Annotated in this window: 12 protein-coding genes; 11 read left to right on the top strand and 1 reads right to left on the bottom strand. The window is 59.0% G+C overall.

What is annotated here, in order from left to right; translation table 11 throughout:
* Positions 1 to 85 precede the first annotated feature (85 nt).
* The 8 genes from FGQ67_RS01320 (at position 86) to gatB (ending at position 13,977) form a co-directional block, all read left to right on the top strand.
* Positions 86 to 907 (top strand): HAD family hydrolase, encoded by an 822-nt coding sequence (locus tag FGQ67_RS01320; RefSeq protein ID WP_138339685.1) that lies wholly within the window; start codon positions 86 to 88, stop codon positions 905 to 907.
* A 504-nt stretch (positions 908 to 1,411) separates the two neighbouring features.
* Positions 1,412 to 4,951 (top strand): Spy0128 family protein, encoded by a 3,540-nt coding sequence (locus FGQ67_RS01315; protein ID WP_138339684.1) that lies wholly within the window; start codon positions 1,412 to 1,414, stop codon positions 4,949 to 4,951.
* Positions 4,944 to 6,614, top strand: a complete 1,671-nt coding sequence (locus tag FGQ67_RS01310) for a SpaA isopeptide-forming pilin-related protein (RefSeq protein WP_171025128.1) — start codon at positions 4,944 to 4,946, stop codon at positions 6,612 to 6,614. Before FGQ67_RS01315 ends, FGQ67_RS01310 begins: the two co-directional genes overlap by 8 nt.
* Positions 6,615 to 6,728: 114 nt before the next feature.
* Positions 6,729 to 8,492 (top strand): isopeptide-forming domain-containing fimbrial protein, encoded by a 1,764-nt coding sequence (locus FGQ67_RS01305; protein ID WP_171025127.1) that lies wholly within the window; start codon positions 6,729 to 6,731, stop codon positions 8,490 to 8,492.
* Positions 8,493 to 9,233: 741 nt separating this feature from the next.
* Positions 9,234 to 10,151: a class C sortase gene (locus tag FGQ67_RS01300; protein ID WP_171025126.1), complete on the top strand. Its 918-nt coding sequence runs from the start codon at positions 9,234 to 9,236 to the stop codon at positions 10,149 to 10,151.
* A gap of 324 nt (positions 10,152 to 10,475) precedes the next feature.
* Positions 10,476 to 10,787: an Asp-tRNA(Asn)/Glu-tRNA(Gln) amidotransferase subunit GatC gene (locus FGQ67_RS01295; protein WP_138339680.1), complete on the top strand. Its 312-nt coding sequence runs from the start codon at positions 10,476 to 10,478 to the stop codon at positions 10,785 to 10,787.
* Positions 10,787 to 12,301 carry an Asp-tRNA(Asn)/Glu-tRNA(Gln) amidotransferase subunit GatA gene (gene gatA / locus FGQ67_RS01290; RefSeq protein ID WP_138339679.1) on the top strand — a complete coding sequence of 505 codons (1,515 nt, stop codon included), beginning with the start codon at positions 10,787 to 10,789 and terminating at the stop codon, positions 12,299 to 12,301. Before FGQ67_RS01295 ends, gatA begins: the two co-directional genes overlap by 1 nt.
* Entirely contained in the window at positions 12,301 to 13,977 is a 1,677-nt protein-coding gene (gene gatB / locus FGQ67_RS01285) for an Asp-tRNA(Asn)/Glu-tRNA(Gln) amidotransferase subunit GatB (protein WP_138339678.1), read from the top strand. The genes gatA and gatB overlap by 1 nt, the downstream gene beginning before the upstream one ends.
* Before the next feature lie 351 nt (positions 13,978 to 14,328).
* Here the strand turns inward: gatB and FGQ67_RS01280 are convergent, their stop codons facing one another.
* Entirely contained in the window at positions 14,329 to 15,327 is a 999-nt protein-coding gene (locus FGQ67_RS01280; RefSeq protein WP_138339677.1) for a helix-turn-helix domain-containing protein, read from the bottom strand.
* A gap of 120 nt (positions 15,328 to 15,447) precedes the next feature.
* On the opposite strand from FGQ67_RS01280, the gene FGQ67_RS01275 reads away from it, so the two are divergent.
* The 3 genes from FGQ67_RS01275 to FGQ67_RS01265 all read left to right on the top strand — a co-directional run bounded on the left by FGQ67_RS01275 (position 15,448) and on the right by FGQ67_RS01265 (position 19,423).
* Complete coding sequence (locus FGQ67_RS01275; RefSeq protein ID WP_171025125.1) at positions 15,448 to 17,274, top strand: ABC transporter ATP-binding protein; 1,827 nt, start codon at positions 15,448 to 15,450, stop codon at positions 17,272 to 17,274.
* On the top strand, positions 17,275 to 19,032 hold the full coding sequence (locus FGQ67_RS01270; protein WP_138339676.1) for an ABC transporter ATP-binding protein: 1,758 nt from the start codon (positions 17,275 to 17,277) through the stop codon (positions 19,030 to 19,032). It begins immediately after the preceding gene.
* A 145-nt stretch (positions 19,033 to 19,177) separates the two neighbouring features.
* Positions 19,178 to 19,423, top strand: coding sequence for a DUF6110 family protein (locus FGQ67_RS01265; protein WP_022094642.1), 246 nt, complete (start codon positions 19,178 to 19,180; stop codon positions 19,421 to 19,423).
* Positions 19,424 to 19,434 lie beyond the last annotated feature (11 nt).

Below are 19,434 nucleotides of genomic sequence, written 5' to 3'. Positions count from 1 at the left end.
TGACGGGCCGCGCCTGTGCCTTGGTATACCATGTACGCCGTTCACGAATACACCCCACACCGCCGCACGACCCAGAAAGGCCCCCATGGACACCACCTTCAGCCACATCAAAGCCGTGTTCTGCGATATCGACGGCACGCTGCTCACGAGCCAGCACACGGTGTCCCCGCGCACCGTGGCGGCGATCCGCGCCCTGCGCGAGCGCGGCGTGCTCTTTGGCCTGTGCACCGGGCGCGACGCCCACGCGACCGAGGCCATGTACGAGCTCTGGGGCATCGAAGGCCTGGTGGACGTGCTCGTGGGCTGCGGTGGTGCCGAGGTCATCGACCGCGCGCACGACATCAACGAGCTGAGCTATCCGCTGCCGGGCGAGACCATCGCGCGCATCTGCAAGCACATGGCGGACCTTCCGGCAACGCCCGTCTGCCCCCGAGACGGTGTGTTCTACGTGCCCGAGAGCAACGCGTGCGTCGAGCACCTGTCGCGCGTCGACGGCGTGCCCTACCAGGTGGTCGATTTTGCCGAGTTCTTGCGCGAGCCGCAGCCCAAGGTGATGTTTACCATGGCGCCCGAGGTAATGCCGCGGGTGATTGAGCAAGCATCGACGTTTGCCGATGACACTGTTAAGGCGGCGGCTCTGCAAACCACGCAGCGGCTCTACGAGTTTATGGATCCGCGCGTGTCCAAGACACGCGGCCTTGTGCGTGTGGCGGAGCTCAACGGCATGGAGCTCCAGAACATCTGCGTGTTTGGCGATGCCGATAACGACACCTGCATGGTTGCCGACGCCGGCGCGGGCGTGGCCATGGCAAACGGCAGCGATGCCACCCGCTCCGCCGCCGATTTTGTAACCGCGAGCAACGACGAAGACGGCATCGCGATCTTTATCGAGGAACATCTGCTGTAGCGCCGGGGGAGAGCCACCACAAAGGGAATAGGCACCTTTGTGGCGGCCTCAGGCGATTTGGGCGAAATGATGCCTAAAATCTGCGCGAAAATTCAAATATAGTTGTCTGAACATCACGCTTCTAACTACCGATGGGTTAAAGATATTCTCATCAGTTTGGTAGGATATTCCTTCCGGTTAATGACCTACCGCTCACGGTCGATTTTCGACCGTTCACAGGATGTTTGCTCTTGAGCAAAATGTTGTGCAAATAAATCTAATGCCATTAAAAAATAATACGCAACTAAATTACCAGCAGAAACAAAATATAGATAGCGAATAAACGAAGGTAAATCTGAGCAAATGTCAAGAGAATTTAGAACTCGCTACAAAAATGTCGGTTTTGTTGCTCAGATGTTTAAACAATCGTTATAATTGCATTACTAAACGAGCGCAATTACAGATTGCGCAGATACGTTTGATAGGGAAAGAGCAAGATCGCGGTCTCTTGGGGAGGAGACATCGATGAAAGCGAATTCGGACAAATCTAAGCAGAGTAATAAAGCGACGCGCCGTGTACTGGCAGGCGTTTTGTGCGGAGCATCCGTTTTGAGCCTGGTACTGTCGCTCGTCATGCCCCCGATCGCGCAGGCCATTGCCAACGATGTCCATACGGTTTCTGCCGAGGAAACTGTGATGGGGGGGGGTTCCTCAAGTGAGTCTACTGATGTAGAAAACACCAACAACGGGGATACCGAAAACCAGAATAGTGACGATGCCGGGAATGACGCGAGCGAAGACGCCGCTGCCGCAGGCCTGCCGTCCGACGACACGAAGGTCGAGGGTGACACGCAGCCTTCCGATGCACAGCCTGCGGATGACGGTGCTAACGGCGAGGGCGCGATTTCACTTGCTGCAAATAATGAATCGACTTATACAATCAGCAGTGGGGCTGAACTCAGCAAGAAGCTTCTTGACGAGAGACTTTGCGATGCATCCGGCTCAGCTATTTTTGAGCTCGTTAACGATATTGAATGCAACCAAGAGATTAGGTTTGAACAAACTGACGACAACCCTATCAATATCACCCTTAATCTAAACGGTCATAAGATCAAGTGCTTGAACACCGATAAGCCGTTATTTGATGTTGCTAATGGCGCAACACTTACAATTAAGGACGAAATTAAGGACTCCGCGCCGGTGACTGAGACGGTCAACGATGTTCAACAGCTGACTGATCAGGGGCAGAAGCTGAGTCCCGATAATTATGGCAAGAAAGCCGTGCTAAATTACGTTGATGGCATTCCGTCTAATCTTACCTACTACGTGACCAAATCGACCCCGAGTGGTACAGGGACAATCGAGACGCTTGTCAGTCATAACGTCGATATTAAGGGTGCCATCGTGGCGTGCGGCGGCAACGCAAATCTAAAGCTCATCAATCTGTATAACAACAACGGCAAGGGCGGCACGTTTAACCTTGTGAGCGGCGTGATCACGCAAAAACAAGGTGGCAGCGTTAGCAGCTTGGTTTATGCCGAGAACGGCTCTACCGTCAACATGAGCGGCGGCTATGTGTGTGGTGCTTCCAGCTTGCGTGCGGGCGGCGGAATTGAAATATGCAACAATTCGAGCCTCAACGTTTCCGGTGGCGTAATTGCCGGCAACAGCGCTTATAGTGGCGGTGGTGTGCATGCCAACGCTTCCACGGTCACCATAACTAATGGCGTAATCTCCGGCAACAGCACGCTTGATTCTGCTGACTTTGGTGGCGGCATCATGGCCGAATATGGCGGCAGCGTTACTGTTTCCGGCGGTTACATTACGAACAATCGCTATGCCAAATTCTGCAGTAAAGATGGCGATGGTTGTCATGGCGGCGCTGGGCTTGCCGCCATAAGGGGCGCCGATGTCGCCATTTATGGCGGCCAGATTACTGGCAACTATTCCGATGAAGCTGGCGGCGGCGTTTACGTTACCAATATTGGTCAACAAGATATGGCATGGCTCAAAGTTACGGGAGGAATTATTGCCTCTAACGTGAGCTACCGATCTGAAGGTGCCGGCATCCGAGTGGGCCAGAAGGTTGACGCGTTTATTAACGGCCCTAAAGAAAGTAACGGCACCAAAAAAAGTATAGTCTACATCACAAACAATCACTGCATGTCTCGCTACGACTGGGGCGGCGGCGGCATCTTTGTTCAGGGTGATTCGAAAAACGCGGATAACGCAGGCAGGCTGTTTGTATACAACTCGTATATAAGCAGCAATACCGCTGGCGGCTATGGTGGCGGCGTTGCGGTTTGCCCATCGGGTAAGACCTTGGTAACGAGCACTGAAGGCACGGCAATCTTTGGCAATAAGTCTGCCGGTAATGAGAATCTTGGCAAAGATCATCCTAATCCTGCTTACGACCCAGCGCGCAATACCGGCAATGACAAAGCGCCCCATCTTTCTAAAGGCGGCGACGGTAAGAATCAAGACTATACCGCCTATTTGAAAGATGTTTTTCGTGACAATGGTCATGCCGATTTCTTCCTCGCAGCGCATGATCACACAACGCCGATCGCAGTTGTGACTGGTGAGATGCTTGGTGGTGGAGACGCCCGGTACTCGGGAAGCATCGAACTTGAAAAAACTATCAACATCCCCGCCAACGGTGCTGTTGGGGTAAAAAATAGCATCGGCCTGACCTCGGGTGTTATGTCGGGTGTTATGGCCGAGGATGAGGCGGCGATTAATGCGCGGAATCAAGCGCAGAATGAAGCGACAACTATCATCACGGGCAACTATTCCTGGGACCATGGTGGCGGCATCATGTCGAATGGCGACTTGTACCTAGGCGTGCCTGCGGATGCGTACGTCTATCCGAGCCTTAAGTTGAAGGCAACCAAGGAGTTGGACGGCCGCGACCTCAAAGATGGGGAGTTCACCTTTACGGTTTATCGCAAGGACTCGGATACTGCGAAGGCGCCTTCTTGGGACAATAATGGTAATTTCAGCAAAGGTGGCTGCGAGTTTGTCCAATCTGCCAAGAATACCGCTGGCAACATCGCCTTTGACCTTAGCAATGACCTTAGCAAGCGGCTCGGTGACTTCAGCAAGGAGTCCTTAAGTGATACTGGCAAAATTACATACTCATACTACTTGGTCGAAGATGCGGGCAATATTCCTGGTGTTGATTACGATCATGCTGTATACGAGATTAACGTGACAGTCGAATACAACAAGACTGTACTTATGTCTGTTCCGATAAAGAATGATTCGAATAAGTCTAAAGATCTTAGTGTCTATAACTTCACGATTGATAGTGTGGACGTGACTAAGAATCTTGGGGATTCAGCTGGCCCTTTGGGCCCTGTGTCACCTACTGATGACTATTATTTGATTGCTGACTCCGGTAAGCGAAGTACATTCACCAACAAGTACACCCCTAGTGTTTCCTGGACTCCTAAGGCGACTAAGGTTGTTGAGGGTGGCGAGATGAAGGAGTTTACGCTTCAACTTGCGACAGACAGAGACTTTAATAACATCATCGGAACTGCCGTGACCTCTGAAAATGAAAATAAGCAGACGCATTCATTCTTGGATGGCAATGGTAAAGAGATTGAGCTCACGTACTCGCTCTCAGATATCAGGAATAGTTCCGACCCGGGCGACTCCACGGGCGGCCCTTCCAAGACCTTCAAGTACTACGTGCGCGAGAAGAACGAAAGATCGACCTATCCGCATTACGAGTTTGATCAGTCGGTCTATGAGCTTACGGTTGTCGCAAAGGATGACGATGCTGGAATCACAACCAATGTGACCTACACTCAGATCGTCGATGCCAAAGGCAATGAAATTCCTGAGAATGAGCGGATACCGAAGCAGTACGGCGAGGACGCCAACGCTGGCCAAAGCCTTCCCACCTTCACCAACACCTACTCCACCTCTTTGCCCCTTTCTGGTATGTCGGGCGTCACTCTGACGTACCTTGCCGGCGCGGCGGTGCTTTGCGCTGCTGCGGCCTGGATGCACATTCGCCGCAAGGCGAATGCGAAGGGAGGCGAGCGTCGTGAATAAGAAAGTTTGCTCCTTCCCGATCTTGTTTGCGCTGCTTGCCCTCCTGATCGGCACCTGTGCGGTTGTGTTCCCCGCTTCCGCGCAGGCCGCGCCGACCTCGACCGGTTCCATCACGGTGAGCGGCACCGTGGCGAGCAGCTACGACGCCTACCAGATCTTTAGCGCCAACGTCGTCGACGGCGACAGCGACGCCAAGATCGCCACCGACCTCGCCTGGGCAAGCGACGCCGTGCGCGACGCCGCGCTGCCTGTGCTGCACAGCGCCGGCATGCCCAATTCCCAGACCACCGCGCAGGAAGCTGCCGAGTGGCTCAACACCGATTCCCACCTTACGAGCGCGCTGAGCGCACAGCTCGCTCGTTCCCTCCAGAGCTCTGCCGCCGAGTCCGTGGCCCTTAACGCGGGCACGGCGGCCGAGCTGCACTGCGGCTACTGGCTCATCGTCGCCGACGACGGCGCCATCGCCCAGGGCGAGGCCGGCACCGCGCCGATCATGGCCCTGGTCGGCGGCAGCGCCGTCACCGTCAAGCCCAAGGCGGCGACCCCCAAGGTGTCCAAGCATGTGCTGGAGGACAGCACTGCTGCCTGGCAGAAGGCCGCCGACGCCACGGTCGCCGACGACCTGTACTGGCGCCTCTCGGTCACGGTCCCGGCGGGTCTTACCGCCTACGACACCTATACGGTGCGGTTCGTTGACACCATGAGCGCGGGGCTCGACCCCTCCAAGGTGGCCGCGAGCATGCGCGTGTACGTGGCGGCGGGCGCGGACGGCGGCTTTGACGCCGTCCAGACCGGCAAGGACGGGCGCGCCAGCACCGAGCCCGCGAAGGGCTGGACCGATATCACGGCCCAGTGCGCCACCAAGGTAGCGGCCGACGGCAAGACCTTCACCGTGCGCACCGGCGACCTGGTCGCCGCGCTCGGCGGGGCCGACGCCTTTACCGCGGGTGCCCGCGTGGTCGCCGTGTACAATGCGCCGCTCAGCAGCGCTTGCAGCCACGGCATCGCAAAGGGCAACCCCAACGAGGTCTACCTGCGCTACCCGCGCTCTCCCTTTGCCGACCAGTCCGGCGACGCCGGCTTCACTCGCACGCCGAGCGATGATGCGACTGCCTACACCTGGGATCTCGCGCTCACCAAGCGCGGCAGCGACGGCGACAAGCCGCTTGCCGGGGCGGTCCTGAGCATCGCCGACGACCGCGGTCGCACACTGGCGGCCGACGGCACGTGGGATGCGGAGGGCAAGGCCACCGTCACCACGGGCGAGGACGGCCGCGTGACCGTCTCGGGCGTGGACTCGGGCAAGCTGGAGGTCCGCGAGCTCAAGGCGCCCAAGGGCTACACCGCCTTTGAGGGCACGCGCTCCGTGACGGTCAAGGCCGAGGGCCTGGACGTCGACCAGGTGGCCGCCGCCAAGCCCAAGCTCACCATCACGGCCGAGTCGCCCCTGCGCGCCGACAGCGCGGACGGGTCGACGGGCAGCCTGGAGGCGTCGCTCATCAACACGCCCACCGGCACACCCCCTAGCATTACCACCGGAGGCTTTATGCCCTCGACTGGCGATATGGCAATGTACGCTGCGGCCGCCGCAGCGGTCGCCGGAGCCGCGCTCATCGTGGTCGCGCTCCTGGTCAAGCGGGGAGGTGGCAGCCATAAAGAGTAGCTGGCAGCCCCACAGAGAGCGGGGCGAGACGTAGCGAAGTAGATGCTAAGACACAGACAGATGATGACCGATCGAATGAGAATCAAACGGAAAACGGAGGAAAAGAAGATGAGCATGAGCAAGAACATCGCACGCCTGGCAGTAACCGCCGGCCTCACCGCAGCGCTGAGCTTCGGCGGCGTCATGGCCCCGGCGAGTATGGCGTTTGCAGCGGAGGCGGCACCGGCCAACAGCATTACGATCAATAGGATTGCCGAGGACAACAAGGACAATACGTTTAAGGCCTATCAGATTTTCAAGGCCAAAGTCGTTGATGAGAAGGACAAAGGTAAAGTTGCCTCCGATATTGAATGGTCAAGCACGACTATCGGATCCAAGGTGATTGCTGCTATTCAGGGGTCTACCAAGTACAAAGAGCTTGTGAAGGCGGATTCCACCAAGGCACTCGCTGCAGATGCCACTGCTCCGGTTGTTGCCGAGTGGCTTTCTAACAATGTGACGGATACTAACGCCAGCTCGGCAAGCAGCAGCGAAGGCACGCGGGTTGCTCCCGGGGATGTACTGTATGCAATTGCGGCTGCGGTAACAGACGAGACTCCTGCGGGAAACGGAATTCCGGTGGACACTTCGTGGACGCGTCCGGCCATCACTTCCGATGGTCATTACGGCGATGGCTATTACCTGTTCGTGTCGGACGGCCTTAAGGCGGATAAGCCGAACACTGGCACCTCTCCGATTTTCGCTATCGTGGGTGGTGAGCCCGTAACAGTCACCGAGAAGACCAGCATCCCCACGGTCGAGAAAAAGGTCCTTAATGACTCCAAGGTGAAGGACGCCAACATTACTGACCAGACTGGCTGGGAAGATTACGCCGACTCCCAGATCGGCCAGAAGGTGAACTACAAGCTCACCGGCACGATTGCAGACAACTACGCCACCTATGATTCCTATGCATACAAGTTTACGGATACCCTTTCGCAGGGCCTTACTTATGCTAAGGGCTCGCTCGAGGTTTATGCGCTGAATAACGAGAGCTATACCAAGATAGATCAGAATAGCTACACCGTGGTTGAGCCTGCTGAGGACAATAATAATACTCTGACGGTGAGTTTTAATGATAAGGGGTTGAAGTCGGCTACTGCGGCTAATGAAAGCGATCTTCTTAATATCGATGCTAAAACTCAAATCGTTGTCTTCTACAAGGCCGAACTCAATAGCAAGGCTAGCTATGAAGCTCCCGGTAATAAAAACGAGGTCTATCTCGAGTACTCCAACAACCCCATGGCCGAAGGTACCGGTAAATCCGAGATCGATGTTGTGACGGATCACGTTTTCCGTCTCGATGTCACCAAGACCGATAAGGACACCGGGAGCGCGCTCACGGGAAAGAATCTCCAGGCGGGCTTTAAGGTTAAGGTTATTCGAGGTGACGAGGGCACTTTGGATAACAAGTGGCTTGGTGAAAACGGCGAAATTGTCGAAGAGAGCCAGGCATATGAGTTCAAGACGCAACTCGATGACGGCAAGGTCTATATTCCCGGCCTTGATACCGGTACATACCAGATTACTGAGACCACTACGCCCACTGGCTACAACACCGTCGCCCCATTTGAAATCACGGTAACTCCGTCCTACAAGAAAAATGGTGAGTTGGATACGCTTACGGTCAGCTCCAACAATAAGGAGATGACCGTCATTAAGGATGCAAATGGCGCAACCATTCCCCTCACGATTAAGAACAAGAAGGGCTCTGGCCTCCCGCTGACCGGTCTCAACGGCGTGACCTTCACTTGGATCGCTGGTGGCGCGGTGCTGTGCATCGGCGTGGCGCACCTTATCCGCAGCCGTAAGCAGGCCGAGGAGTCCGAGCAGGAGTAACGCTCGCTCACCCATCCCTTTGGCAGGTGGGATGTGATGGCCATGAGACTTGCGGACACTTTTCTCGTCCATCGACGTTCTTGCTTTGCCATTCTCTTTTCGGGGCAGACTCCGCACTGGAGTCTGCCCCGTTCTTTTGGGATAACGCAGCCAGCCTCCATCGTCCGATGGATCAAGCGTATGAATATCGAACAGATGTTTGCAAATATTGCGTTTACCAGCTGTAAGTGCGAGTGCTCGCAGTAAAATACCCTTGCGACGCATCCCGTGCGCGGGCGGCCGACGACTCGATCGGAGGTCCCCAAATGCTGAAATTCCTTAACGCGCTCGCCGCCCTCGCGGCGGTGGGCACGTTCGTCATCGCGTTTCTTGACTCGTATGAGGTTCGGTTTAAGGTCCGTAGGCGCACGCGCGGTGCGGACGGTAGAAGGCATTTGCGCCGCAACAAGCGCAAATAAGAATGCCCGGGGGTAGGATCCCGGGCATTTAACAAAAGCTGAAAACTAGGCCGCCCGCGCTCCCAAACATTTACGCGGGGTGCGTCGTTTTCTATTGACATTGTATCCCGAATCGCCCCGCCGATCCGGGACATTTTGAAAACGCAAATGCGGGCCCATACTCGCGTTGCGCAATGCTGCCAGGCTGCGTTGTCCGGCGCGGAAGCTCGCAATTCGGCTATTATTTGTTCAGACAACCTGAACTATAGAGGAGTGACCGGCGATGGTGCAGGGCGCCAAACATATGAAGAGCAATAACGCCGCGGCCAACGGCGGCTCAAGCCCCCGGCCCAAACCTCAACCAAAACCTAAGCGCCGTCGCAAGCGACTGCCGCGCTGGGCCGACCGGCTCATCACCATCGTCATCATCCTTATCGGCGTGGGCCTTATGACCTGGCCGTGGATCTTGGACCGGCTCGAGGCCTCGGGCGTGTTCAACCAGATCAGCACGGTGTCCAGCACCGTGGACGCGCTGTCTGCCGAGGAGCGCGAGCGCATCTTGCTGCAGGCGCGCTCCTTTAACGAGCAGCTGGCGGGCGAGGCCACCGAGCTTCCCGCCGACCAGATCGAGCCCTACGCTCAGCAGCTCATCTTTGATCGCGACCCCATGATGAGTTGGGTCGAGATCCCCTCCATCGACGTGAGCATGCCCATCTACCACGGCACGAGCGAAGAAGTCCTTATGGCCGGCGTCGGCCACCTGGAAGGCACGAGCCTGCCGGTGGGTGGCACCTCGACGCACTGCGTGCTCACCGCGCACTCGGGCATGCGCAACCTGAGCATGTTCGACGATATCCACTCGCTGGAGCCCGGCGACCTGGTGCTGCTGCACACCATGAACAAGACGCTTGCCTACAAGATGGTGGACTCCGAGGTGGTGCTGCCCGAGGAGATGGAGTCGCTGACCATCGAGCCGGGCGCCGACAAAGTGACGCTCGTCACCTGCACGCCTTACGGCGTAAACGACCATCGCCTGCTGGTGCATTGCGTGCGCACCAAGTACAGCAAGAAGGACGTCGACAAGCAAAAGTCGCTGGCCGGCCGCCACTGGGGCAAGCGCGAGTTCGCCGTGCTTATCGTGGTCGTGGCCATTGTGCTGTTGCTGCTGGACATCGTGATCCACGCGGTCCGCAAGCGCCGCAAGGCCAAGGCCTCGGCATAAGACATTCTCCAGAACCGCCACAATGGGGACAGGCGCCTTTGTGGTGGTCGGGACTTCCAAACCATCACAACATTCGATGAAAATCTCGATTTTGGCGAAAAGTGTCGAATGTTGTGATGCTTTTCGTTGCGGTCGGGATGGTCTTCGTTGCGGGCGGGACGGTTTTCGCTATGGACGGTGCGGTTTCGCTGCAGAACCGCCAGCCCGCAGCCTACCAAACGCCGCTCTCGTTACGTTTTCGCTGCATTTGGGTAAAGCACCTGCTCCAAGTGGCGTTGCCTTGTATACTAGAGCGGTTTATCTGTTATGCGGAAGGGAGCGCCTATGGCACTCAGCGAGAAAGATGTTCGCGGCATCGCCGAGTACGCAAAGATCGCACTGACCGATGACGAGCTCGCCCAGATGACGTCCTACATGAACGATGCCGTCCAGATGCTCGAGCCCGTCTTGCAATATGACTTGCCCGACGTGGAGCCTACGTTCCATCCTATCGGAAGCCTGTCCAACGTGATGGGCGATGACCTGCGCGAGCCCGAGCGCGACCTGCCGCTCGACGTTGCGCTCGAAAACGCCGGCAGCGCGCGTGAGCGCTACTTCCGCGTGCCGTCCATTTTGGGAGAGGGGGAGAGCGAGTAATGGCGCAGAGCTTCGATTCCCTTACCGCCGCCCAGATCGCCGCGGGTGTTGCCGCTGGCGACTTTACCGCTACCGAGGTGGCCCAGGCCTCCCTTGCCGCCATCGAGGCGCGCGAGGGCGGGGTCCAGGCATTCCTGCAGGTGGCGCCCGAGCTCGCGCTCGAGGCCGCCGCGCGCGTGGACGCCGACCGTGCCGCAGGCAAGCCGCTGCCCCCGCTCGCGGGCGTGCCGCTGGCCATCAAGGACAACATGAACCTCGTGGGCACGCGCACCACCTGCGCTTCCCGCATGCTCGAGAACTACCAGAGCGTCTACACCGCCACCTGCGTCCAGCGCATGCTGGATGCCGGCTGCCTGCCCATGGGCAAGACCAACATGGACGAGTTTGCCTTTGGCAGCTCCACCGAGAGCTCGGCGTTCCACCGCACCAACAACCCCTGGGATACCGAGCGCGTGCCCGGCGGCTCCTCGGGCGGTTCCGCTGCAGCTGTCGCCGCGGGCGAGGTCGCGCTCTCGCTGGGTTCGGACACCGGCGGCTCCATTCGCCAGCCGGCGTCGCTGTGCGGCGTGGTGGGCTTAAAGCCCACGTATGGCGCCGTGAGCCGTTACGGCGTGGTCGCCTTTGGTTCGTCGCTCGACCAGGTGGGGCCCTTTGGCCGCACGGTCGAGGACGTCGCGCTGGCCATGAACGCGCTTACCGGTGCGGGCCACGATCCGTATGACTGCACCAGCCAGGATTGCGCCGTCGACTTTACCGAGCACCTCAACGACAGCATCGAGGGCAAGCGCGTGGGCATCATCCCCGCGTTTATGGAGGCCGAGGGTCTGACGCCCGAGGTCAAGGCCGCTGTTCAGCGCGCCGCCCAGGAGCTGCAGAGCCAGGGCGCCGAGCTGGTCGAGGTAGACCTGCCGCACCTGGACGCCGCCATCGCCGCCTACTACGTCATCGGCCCGGCCGAGGCGTTCTCCAACCTGGCCCGTTTCGACGGCATTCGCTACGGCTATCAGGAGGAGGGCTGCGCCAACTTGTCCGACCAGAGCTCGCTTTCGCGCGCCCACGGCTTTGGCGCCGAGGCCAAGCGCCGTCAGATGCTCGGCGCCTACCTGCTGAGCTCGGGCGTGTACGACAAGTACTACTACGCCGCGCAAAAGGCCCGCACGCTCATCACGCAGGACTACGACGCCGCGTATGCCAAGGTGGACACCATCCTTATGCCCGCTTCGCCGCGCACGGCCTTTAAGTTTGGCGAGATCAGCGACCCCACGCAGATGTACCTCTCCGATCTGTACACCATCTCGCTCAACATATGCGGCAACGGCGGTATCTCGGTGCCGCTGGGCCTGGGCGAGGATACTCAGCTGCCCGTTTCTGCCCAGTTGGTGGGACCCGCCTTTAAGGACCGTCAGCTGCTCACGTTTGCCCGCGCCCTGGAGCGCGGCTTTGCCGATGCCGTCACGGGTGCGCCCGCGCTTTCCGTCGCGCCCGATTTTGCCGGGAAGGGAGGCGAGCTGTAATGAAGGGGCTTTCCGAGGTCCTGCAGGATTGGGAGGCCGTGATCGGCCTGGAGATCCATACCGAGCTCACCGCACTCGATACCAAGATGTTCTGCAACTGCAAGCTCAGCCACGATGACGAGCCCAACGCCAACGTGTGCCCGGTGTGCCTGGGCCTGCCCGGCGCCCTGCCAGTGCCCAACAAGCGCGCCATCGAGAGCATCGTCAAGGCCGGTCTCGCCACCAACTGCGAGATCCAGCGCCACTCGATGTTCTACCGCAAGCACTACTTCTATCCCGATATGGCCAAGAACTTCCAGACCACGCAGGGTCCGGTCGCCTTTGCCATGTACGGTCACCTGGACCTGGACGTGACCGGTCGCGGTGCCGCCGAGCGCCCCGACTGCGCGTTTGGTGAGGCCGAGGCCCAGAGCCTGGCAAGCGCCTCGGCCAACGCCGAGGGCCTGTCCACGTCCATGACGTCGACCATGCGCGAGGGCAACCAGCGCGCCGGCCATCTGGCCAGCTACGACGCGTCCAACCTGCAGATGCCCGAGCGTCGCGAGGACGGTTCCTACACGGTGCCCATCCGCATCCTGCGCATCCACATGGAGGAGGATGCCGCCAAGATGGTGCACGTGGGCGGTGCCGAGGGTCGCATTACCGCCGCTGCCGAGTCGCTCGTCGACTACAACCGCTGCGGCACGCCGCTGATTGAGCTCGTCACCGAGCCCGATCTGCGCACGCCCGAGGAAGCGCGCCTGTTTATGGAGAAGCTCCGCCGCATCTTTGTGACGCTGGGCATTTCGGACTGCTCCATGGAGAAGGGTTCCATGCGCTGCGATGGCAACGTGTCGCTGCGCCGCCGCGGCGAGACCAAGCTGGGCACCAAGACCGAGCTCAAGAACCTCAACTCGTTTAAGAGCCTGCATGACGGCCTTGCCTACGAGATCTGCCGTCAGGCCGAGGTGCTCGAGGAGGGCGGCATCATCTATCAGGAGACCCGCCACTGGGAGCCTAGCCGCAAGCGCACCGTGGTCATGCGTGTGAAGGAAACGGCTGACGACTATCGTCTGTTCCCCGATCCCGACTTGGCGCCGTTCGACCTGGACGACGAGTTTATCGATCGTTGCCGTGGCGAGATCCCCGAGCTGCCCGATGCCAAGCGCGCTCGTTTTGAGGCCGACTTTGGCATTAAGACGGCCGACGCCGAGCAGATTGCCGGCGACCCGGAGTTTGCCGAGTTCTTTGAGGCCGCCGCTGCCGGTATGGCTGGCAAGGAGGCCCAGACGGTCGCAAACCTGCTGGTCAACGAGATGATCGCCTACCTTAAGGGAGCGGGTGTGTCGCTCGCCGAGTCCGGCATCGCGCCGGCTCAGGTGGCAGCGCTGGCTAAGCTGCTGGCGACCGACGCCATCAGCTCCAACCAGGCGCACGAGGTCTTTGAGGCCATGGCCCAGACCGGCGACGACCCCAATAAGATCGTCGACGAGCGCGGTATGCGCCAGGTGAGCGATGCCGGCGCGCTGCAGCCGATCGTGGACGAGGTGCTGGCAAACTGTGCCGATCAGGCACAGCAGTATCGTGACGGCAACCAGAAGGTCATCGGCTTTTTGGTGGGCCAGTGCATGAAGGCGAGCCGCGGCAAGGGCAACCCGAAGCTCTTCAACGAGTTGCTGAGAACGTCGCTCTCGTAAGCGGGAACCGAGGGGCCCCGGCAGGGCGGGTGCTTCCTCAAAATTTCGAACAGTCCTGCGCAAGACGAAGGCCACATTAAGTGGCCTTCTTTGCGTGCGGAACTCATTTTGAGCAAGCACCCGCCCTGCCGGGGCTCCCGGGTTCTGCGACGACTCGGCCGTTCGGGTCAGGTGGGCTGAATGGAATAGAGTGAATGGGCGTGCCGTCGGCACGCCCATTGTTTTTGAAGGGAACTCATTGAGAGGCAAGGCCCTGCGCCCGGCCCCTCGGTTCCGTAACGACTCGGCCGTTCGGGTCAGGTGGGCTGGATTGAATTTGGTGAATGAGGGCGCCGTTGGCGCCTTCATTCTTTATATATGTTGGGAGCGCCAAGCCGTGGGTGTCATGCCGGTGTATTGCTTGAAGGCTTGGGTGAAGGCGGCCTGCTGAGGGTAGTCGAGCCGCTCTGCCACCTGCGCTATCGTGAGCGAGCTATCGGCCAAAAGGTCCTGTGCTCGCTCCATACGGCGTCTGCGAATGTAGACGCCTAGGGACTCGCCAGTTTGGGCCTTAAAGGTTGCGCATAGTTTGGAGCGGCTTGTGTAGAGCCTCTCGGCCACCTCGTTGATACCCATACGTCTGCCTTTGTCGAGCGCGCGCTCAATCATTGCCGTTGCTTCTTCGGCAATGGTTATGCTGACGCGTGTGTCTGCTGCCTGCCGCGCCTGCTTGTGGGCCGCGCGCGAACAGGCGAGCTCCGCGACCATGGTCTCCACGATGCCCTGCATATAGACGTGTCCGCCTACGGTGCGGGCGCGGTCCTCGTTGATCCGGCGCAGCGTGTGACAGATGGCAGACGTCGCTTCCTCGTGCCATGGCTCGGCAAATGCCTCAAAGATTCCCGCGAACTCGGTGGGATAGCGGTGCTCCAGTTCGTCAAAATATCCAGGCAAAAAGAGCACCGAGCGCGAGTGATAGAGCTGCCCCGCAAACAGCGGGCTTAATTCCTCGCCACAGTTATCTTGGATAAAGCTGCAAACGGCATTGTTTGGCCACGGTCCATGCAACGGTTTAAGGTTCGCGGGCGTTATGCCAGCCTCGGGCATGCATGTAAGCGTGGGCGCGCTGACCTCGCTCACGCAGGCGTATGGTTCGGGTGTGTATTCGGCCAGGTACATATCGTGCGTCGGGGTGATGAAATGCTCCATGACGATGCAGGCAGGGGAGAGAGGCATGATCCATGCGCGTCCGTGCGCCCGGTCGTTTGCTACCTCGCCGGTAAAGACGGCGCCCTTGCCGGTAAGCTCCAGGCCAAACTGCTCAAACTGCGGTGCGTAGAGCTCGGTTATGTCGGTCGCTGCCCGCCGCATTTGCAAAAGCGTCCCTTTCCTTTGCAGAAACGTCCACGCCTGGCTTGATTGTGAGCCATGGCTAACACATCAATGATAAGTTCATTACGGTTAACTCTCAAGCCGTTAGAAAGGAATCTCATGGCAAAGGGATCAAAAAGGGAAGGCGGCGGTATCGGCGAGCTGCTTGCATATGCCGGCGACCGTAAATTCCTAACGTATTTGGGCATGGCGCTCTCGGCGCTCTCGCAGCTGCTGAGCTTTGGACCGTACGTGTGCATTTGGCTTGTCGCGCGCGATCTGATCGCCGTGGCGCCCAACTGGAGCGAAGCTACTAACATCGCGATGTACGGTTGGTGGGCCGTGGGGTTTGCGCTGGCAAGCATCGTAGCTTATTTCGTGGGGCTCATGTGCACGCACCTGTCTGCGTTTCGCTGCGCGTCCAATATTCGCAAGACTACGAGCGAGCACCTGCTTAAGCTGCCGCTTGGCTACTTTGACACGCACGCCACCGGTGAGCTGCGCCGTATTGTAGACGGATGCGCCGCCTCCACCGAGACTTTGCTCGCACACATGCTGCCCGATATCGCAGGCGCCGTCGCCATGGTCGTGGGCTTGCTCGTGCTGCTTTTCGCGCTCGATTGGCGTTTGGGGGCGGCATGCCTTATCTCGGTCGTCGTTTCGTTTGGCGCCATGGCCACCATGATGAGCGGTAAAGGCGCCGAGTTCATGAAGGCCTACATGGGAGCGCTGGTCAAGATGAACAAGACCGGCACCGAATACGTACGCGGCATCCCCGTGGTCAAGGTGTTTCAGCAGACGGTCTACTCCTTCAAGGCCTTCCACGATGCGATCGCCGAATACGCCGACATGGCACAAAACTATGCGGGCACGTTCTGCCGAGGTCCGCAGGTACTCAACCTTACCGCGCTCAATGGTCTTGTGGCATTCCTGCTGCCCGTGGCGTTGCTGTTGGCGCCGGGCGAGACGGACTTCGCGCATTTTATGGCAAACTTCACGTTTTACGCGATATTTTCGGCCGTGGTACCGACGGCCATGACCAAGCTCATGTTTGTGGGCGAGGCCTCTCAGATGAGTGCCGATTCGCTGGCTCGCATCCGAAGCATCATGGATTCCAAGCAGCTCTCCGTGCCCGCCCAACCCAAGCACCCTGCCGGCAGCGACGTACGATTTGAGGATGTGAGCTTTACCTACGAGGGTGCCGAAGCGCCTGCCATCAACCATGCGAGTTTTAGCGTTTCCGCTGGTAGCACCCTCGCCCTGGTGGGTCCCTCGGGTGGCGGTAAGTCAACCTGCGCAAGCCTGATCCCACGTTTTTGGGATGTCTCCTCGGGTCGAGTGCTCGTAGGCGGTGTGGACGTTCGCGATATGGATCCGCACGAGCTTATGGACCAGGTTGCCTTCGTGTTCCAGACCAACCAGCTGTTCCGGCAAACACTTGCCGATAACGTGCGCGCCTCCAAGCCTACGGCCACTGACGACGAAGTGCGTGCGGCCCTCTCCGCAGCTCAGTGCGACGACATTGTGGCCAAGCTCCCACAGGGCATCAATACCATGCTCGGTGCCGGCGGAGCATATCTTTCGGGCGGCGAGGTCCAGCGCGTGGCACTCGCCCGCGCGATCCTTAAAGACGCGCCTATCGTGGTGCTCGATGAGGCCACGGCGTTTGCCGATCCCGAGAACGAGGCACTCATCCAGCGCGCCTTTAGCAAGCTGGCGGCGGGTCGCACGGTCATTATGATTGCACACCGACTCTCGACTGTAGTGGGCGCAGACAGGATCGTGGTGCTCAACCAGGGCAGCGTGCAGGAGTCGGGTACTCATGCCGAGCTGCTGTCACAAAATGGTCTGTATGCCAAGATGTGGGCCGAATACGAACAGGCCGCGAGCTGGAAAATCACTGCTGCGATCGTGGATGCCGCCGTCACGAAGGGAGGCGAGGCCTAAATGTTCGCCTCATTCCAAAAGAAGTATTTCCTATCCGATAAAGGCGTCGCCGGAGTAAAACGCGGAATTTTCTGGACCACGCTCACAAATCTTATTACCATGGCCGGCATGGGCTTTTTATTCCTGGTTATGGCCGGCTTTGTCGAGCATCTCGCCAGCGGGGCTGACCTGCCGGATGCGCTGCCGATCGTGGGCGGCCTCGTGGTCTTTTTTGTGTTGCTCTTTGCCTCTAACTGGCAGCAGTATTACTACACCTACTGCATCTTCTACGAGGAGTGCGGCAAGCAGCGTATGGAGATCGCCGAGCGCTTGCGCAAACTGCCGCTGTCGTTTTTTGGTCGTCGTGATCTGGCCGATTTAACCGAGACCATCATGGGCGACGTCCAGGCCATGGAGCACGCCTACAGCCACGTGCTGGGAGAGCTTTGGGGTGCCATCATCGCAAGCGCCATTGTGTTCGTGGCGTCGCTGTTCTTTTGCTGGCAGCTGGCGATCGCGGCGTTTTGGAGCGTTCCCGTTGCCTTTGCCGTGCTGTATCTAACACGCGGCCCCATGACTCCGGTGTTCGATCGCGTGCGTGCCGAGAAGGTCAAGGTTACCGAGGCAATTCAAGAGACGCTCGACTGCGTTCGCGAGATCCGCGCCACCAACCAGGAGGCCCATTATCTTGAGGGACTCAACGCCGTGATCGATGCCGAGGAGCGCGAGACCACCAAGGGCGAGCTCGCTAACGGGCTTTTGGTCAACTCTGCTTTTGTCATCCTGCGTCTGGGCATTGCCGCCACGCTGGTCACGGGTGCCGCGATGGTCGCCTCCGGGCAGGTCGACTTTTTGGTGATGTTTGCCTTCCTGCTTATGGTGAGCCGTATCTATGCACCCTTTGACCAGGCGTTGATGCTGGTGTCCGAGCTGTTTGCCGCCGAGTCGTCTGCCAAGCGTATGCGTTCCATCATGGAAGAGCCTGTGGCGCGGGGCAGCGAGAAATTTGAGCCCGCGGGCCACGATGTGGTGTTCGATCACGTGGCATTTGGCTATGGTGCGGGCGAGGACGGCCGCGCCGGCGAGAAAGTTCTTACCGATGTGAGCTTTACCGCCAAGGAAGGCGAAGTTACGGCACTGGTCGGTCCTTCGGGTTCCGGTAAGTCTACGGTGAGCCGCCTGGCCGCGCGCTTTTGGGATGCCACCGAAGGCACGGTCACCGTGGGTGGCGTGGATGTTGCGAGCATTGATCCCGAGGTGTTGCTGCGTGATTACGCTATTGTGTTCCAAGACGTGCTGCTCTTTGACGACACGGTGATGGGAAACATCCGCCTCGGGCGTCGTGACGCCACCGATGAGGAAGTGCTTGCGGCCGCGCGTGCCGCCAACTGCGACGAGTTCGTGAATCGCATGCCGCAGGGATACGACACCATGATCGGCGAGAACGGTTCCAAGCTGTCCGGCGGCGAGCGCCAGCGCATCTCTATCGCCCGTGCGCTGCTCAAAGACGCGCCTATCGTGCTGTTGGACGAGGCGACGGCGAGCTTGGATGTGGAGAACGAGACCGTGGTACAGCAGGCGCTCTCCCGTCTGCTTGCAGGCAAGACGGTTATCGTGATTGCGCATCGCATGCGTACGGTGGAAAATGCCGACAAAATCGTTGTGCTCAAGGATGGTGTGGTTGCCGAGCAGGGCACTCCGGCGCAGCTTAAGGCGGCAGGCGGAGAATTTGCCCGCATGGTCGCACTGCAAAAGGAAGCGGCTGCCTGGCAGCTGTAGGAAAGGGGACCAAGATTTCCAAAGGTTAACTTTGGTTGACCATAATAGTTCGACTAAACTAGTCTCAAAAGCGTGCTCGAGCAAACTAATGAACTCGGGTGCTAAGGCACCATGCCGCGCTTGTGCGGCAAAAGGGAGAAGCAACATGAAGAAGTCGACTTTTAACACCCTGCTTGTCGGTGGCGGTTTTCTGCTTGGTACGGCCGGCATCAAGCTGCTTACCAGCGCTCCGGTAAAGAATGCCTGCGTGCAGGGTATCGCGTGCGGTATGCGCGTCAAGAACTGCTACCAGGACATGGTCGAGCAGGCCAAGGCCAATGTCGATGACATGGTTGCCGAGGCTGCCTACATCACCCAGAGCGAGGCCGCTGCTGACGAGGCAGCCGAGTAACGCTCCCAGGC

It is taken from the genome of Collinsella aerofaciens (assembly GCF_005845035.1).
Taxonomy (GTDB): Bacteria; Actinomycetota; Coriobacteriia; order Coriobacteriales; family Coriobacteriaceae; genus Collinsella; species Collinsella aerofaciens_I.
Note: the sequence above shows the minus strand (reverse complement) of the source record. Positions and strands in the feature narration are given on the sequence as shown.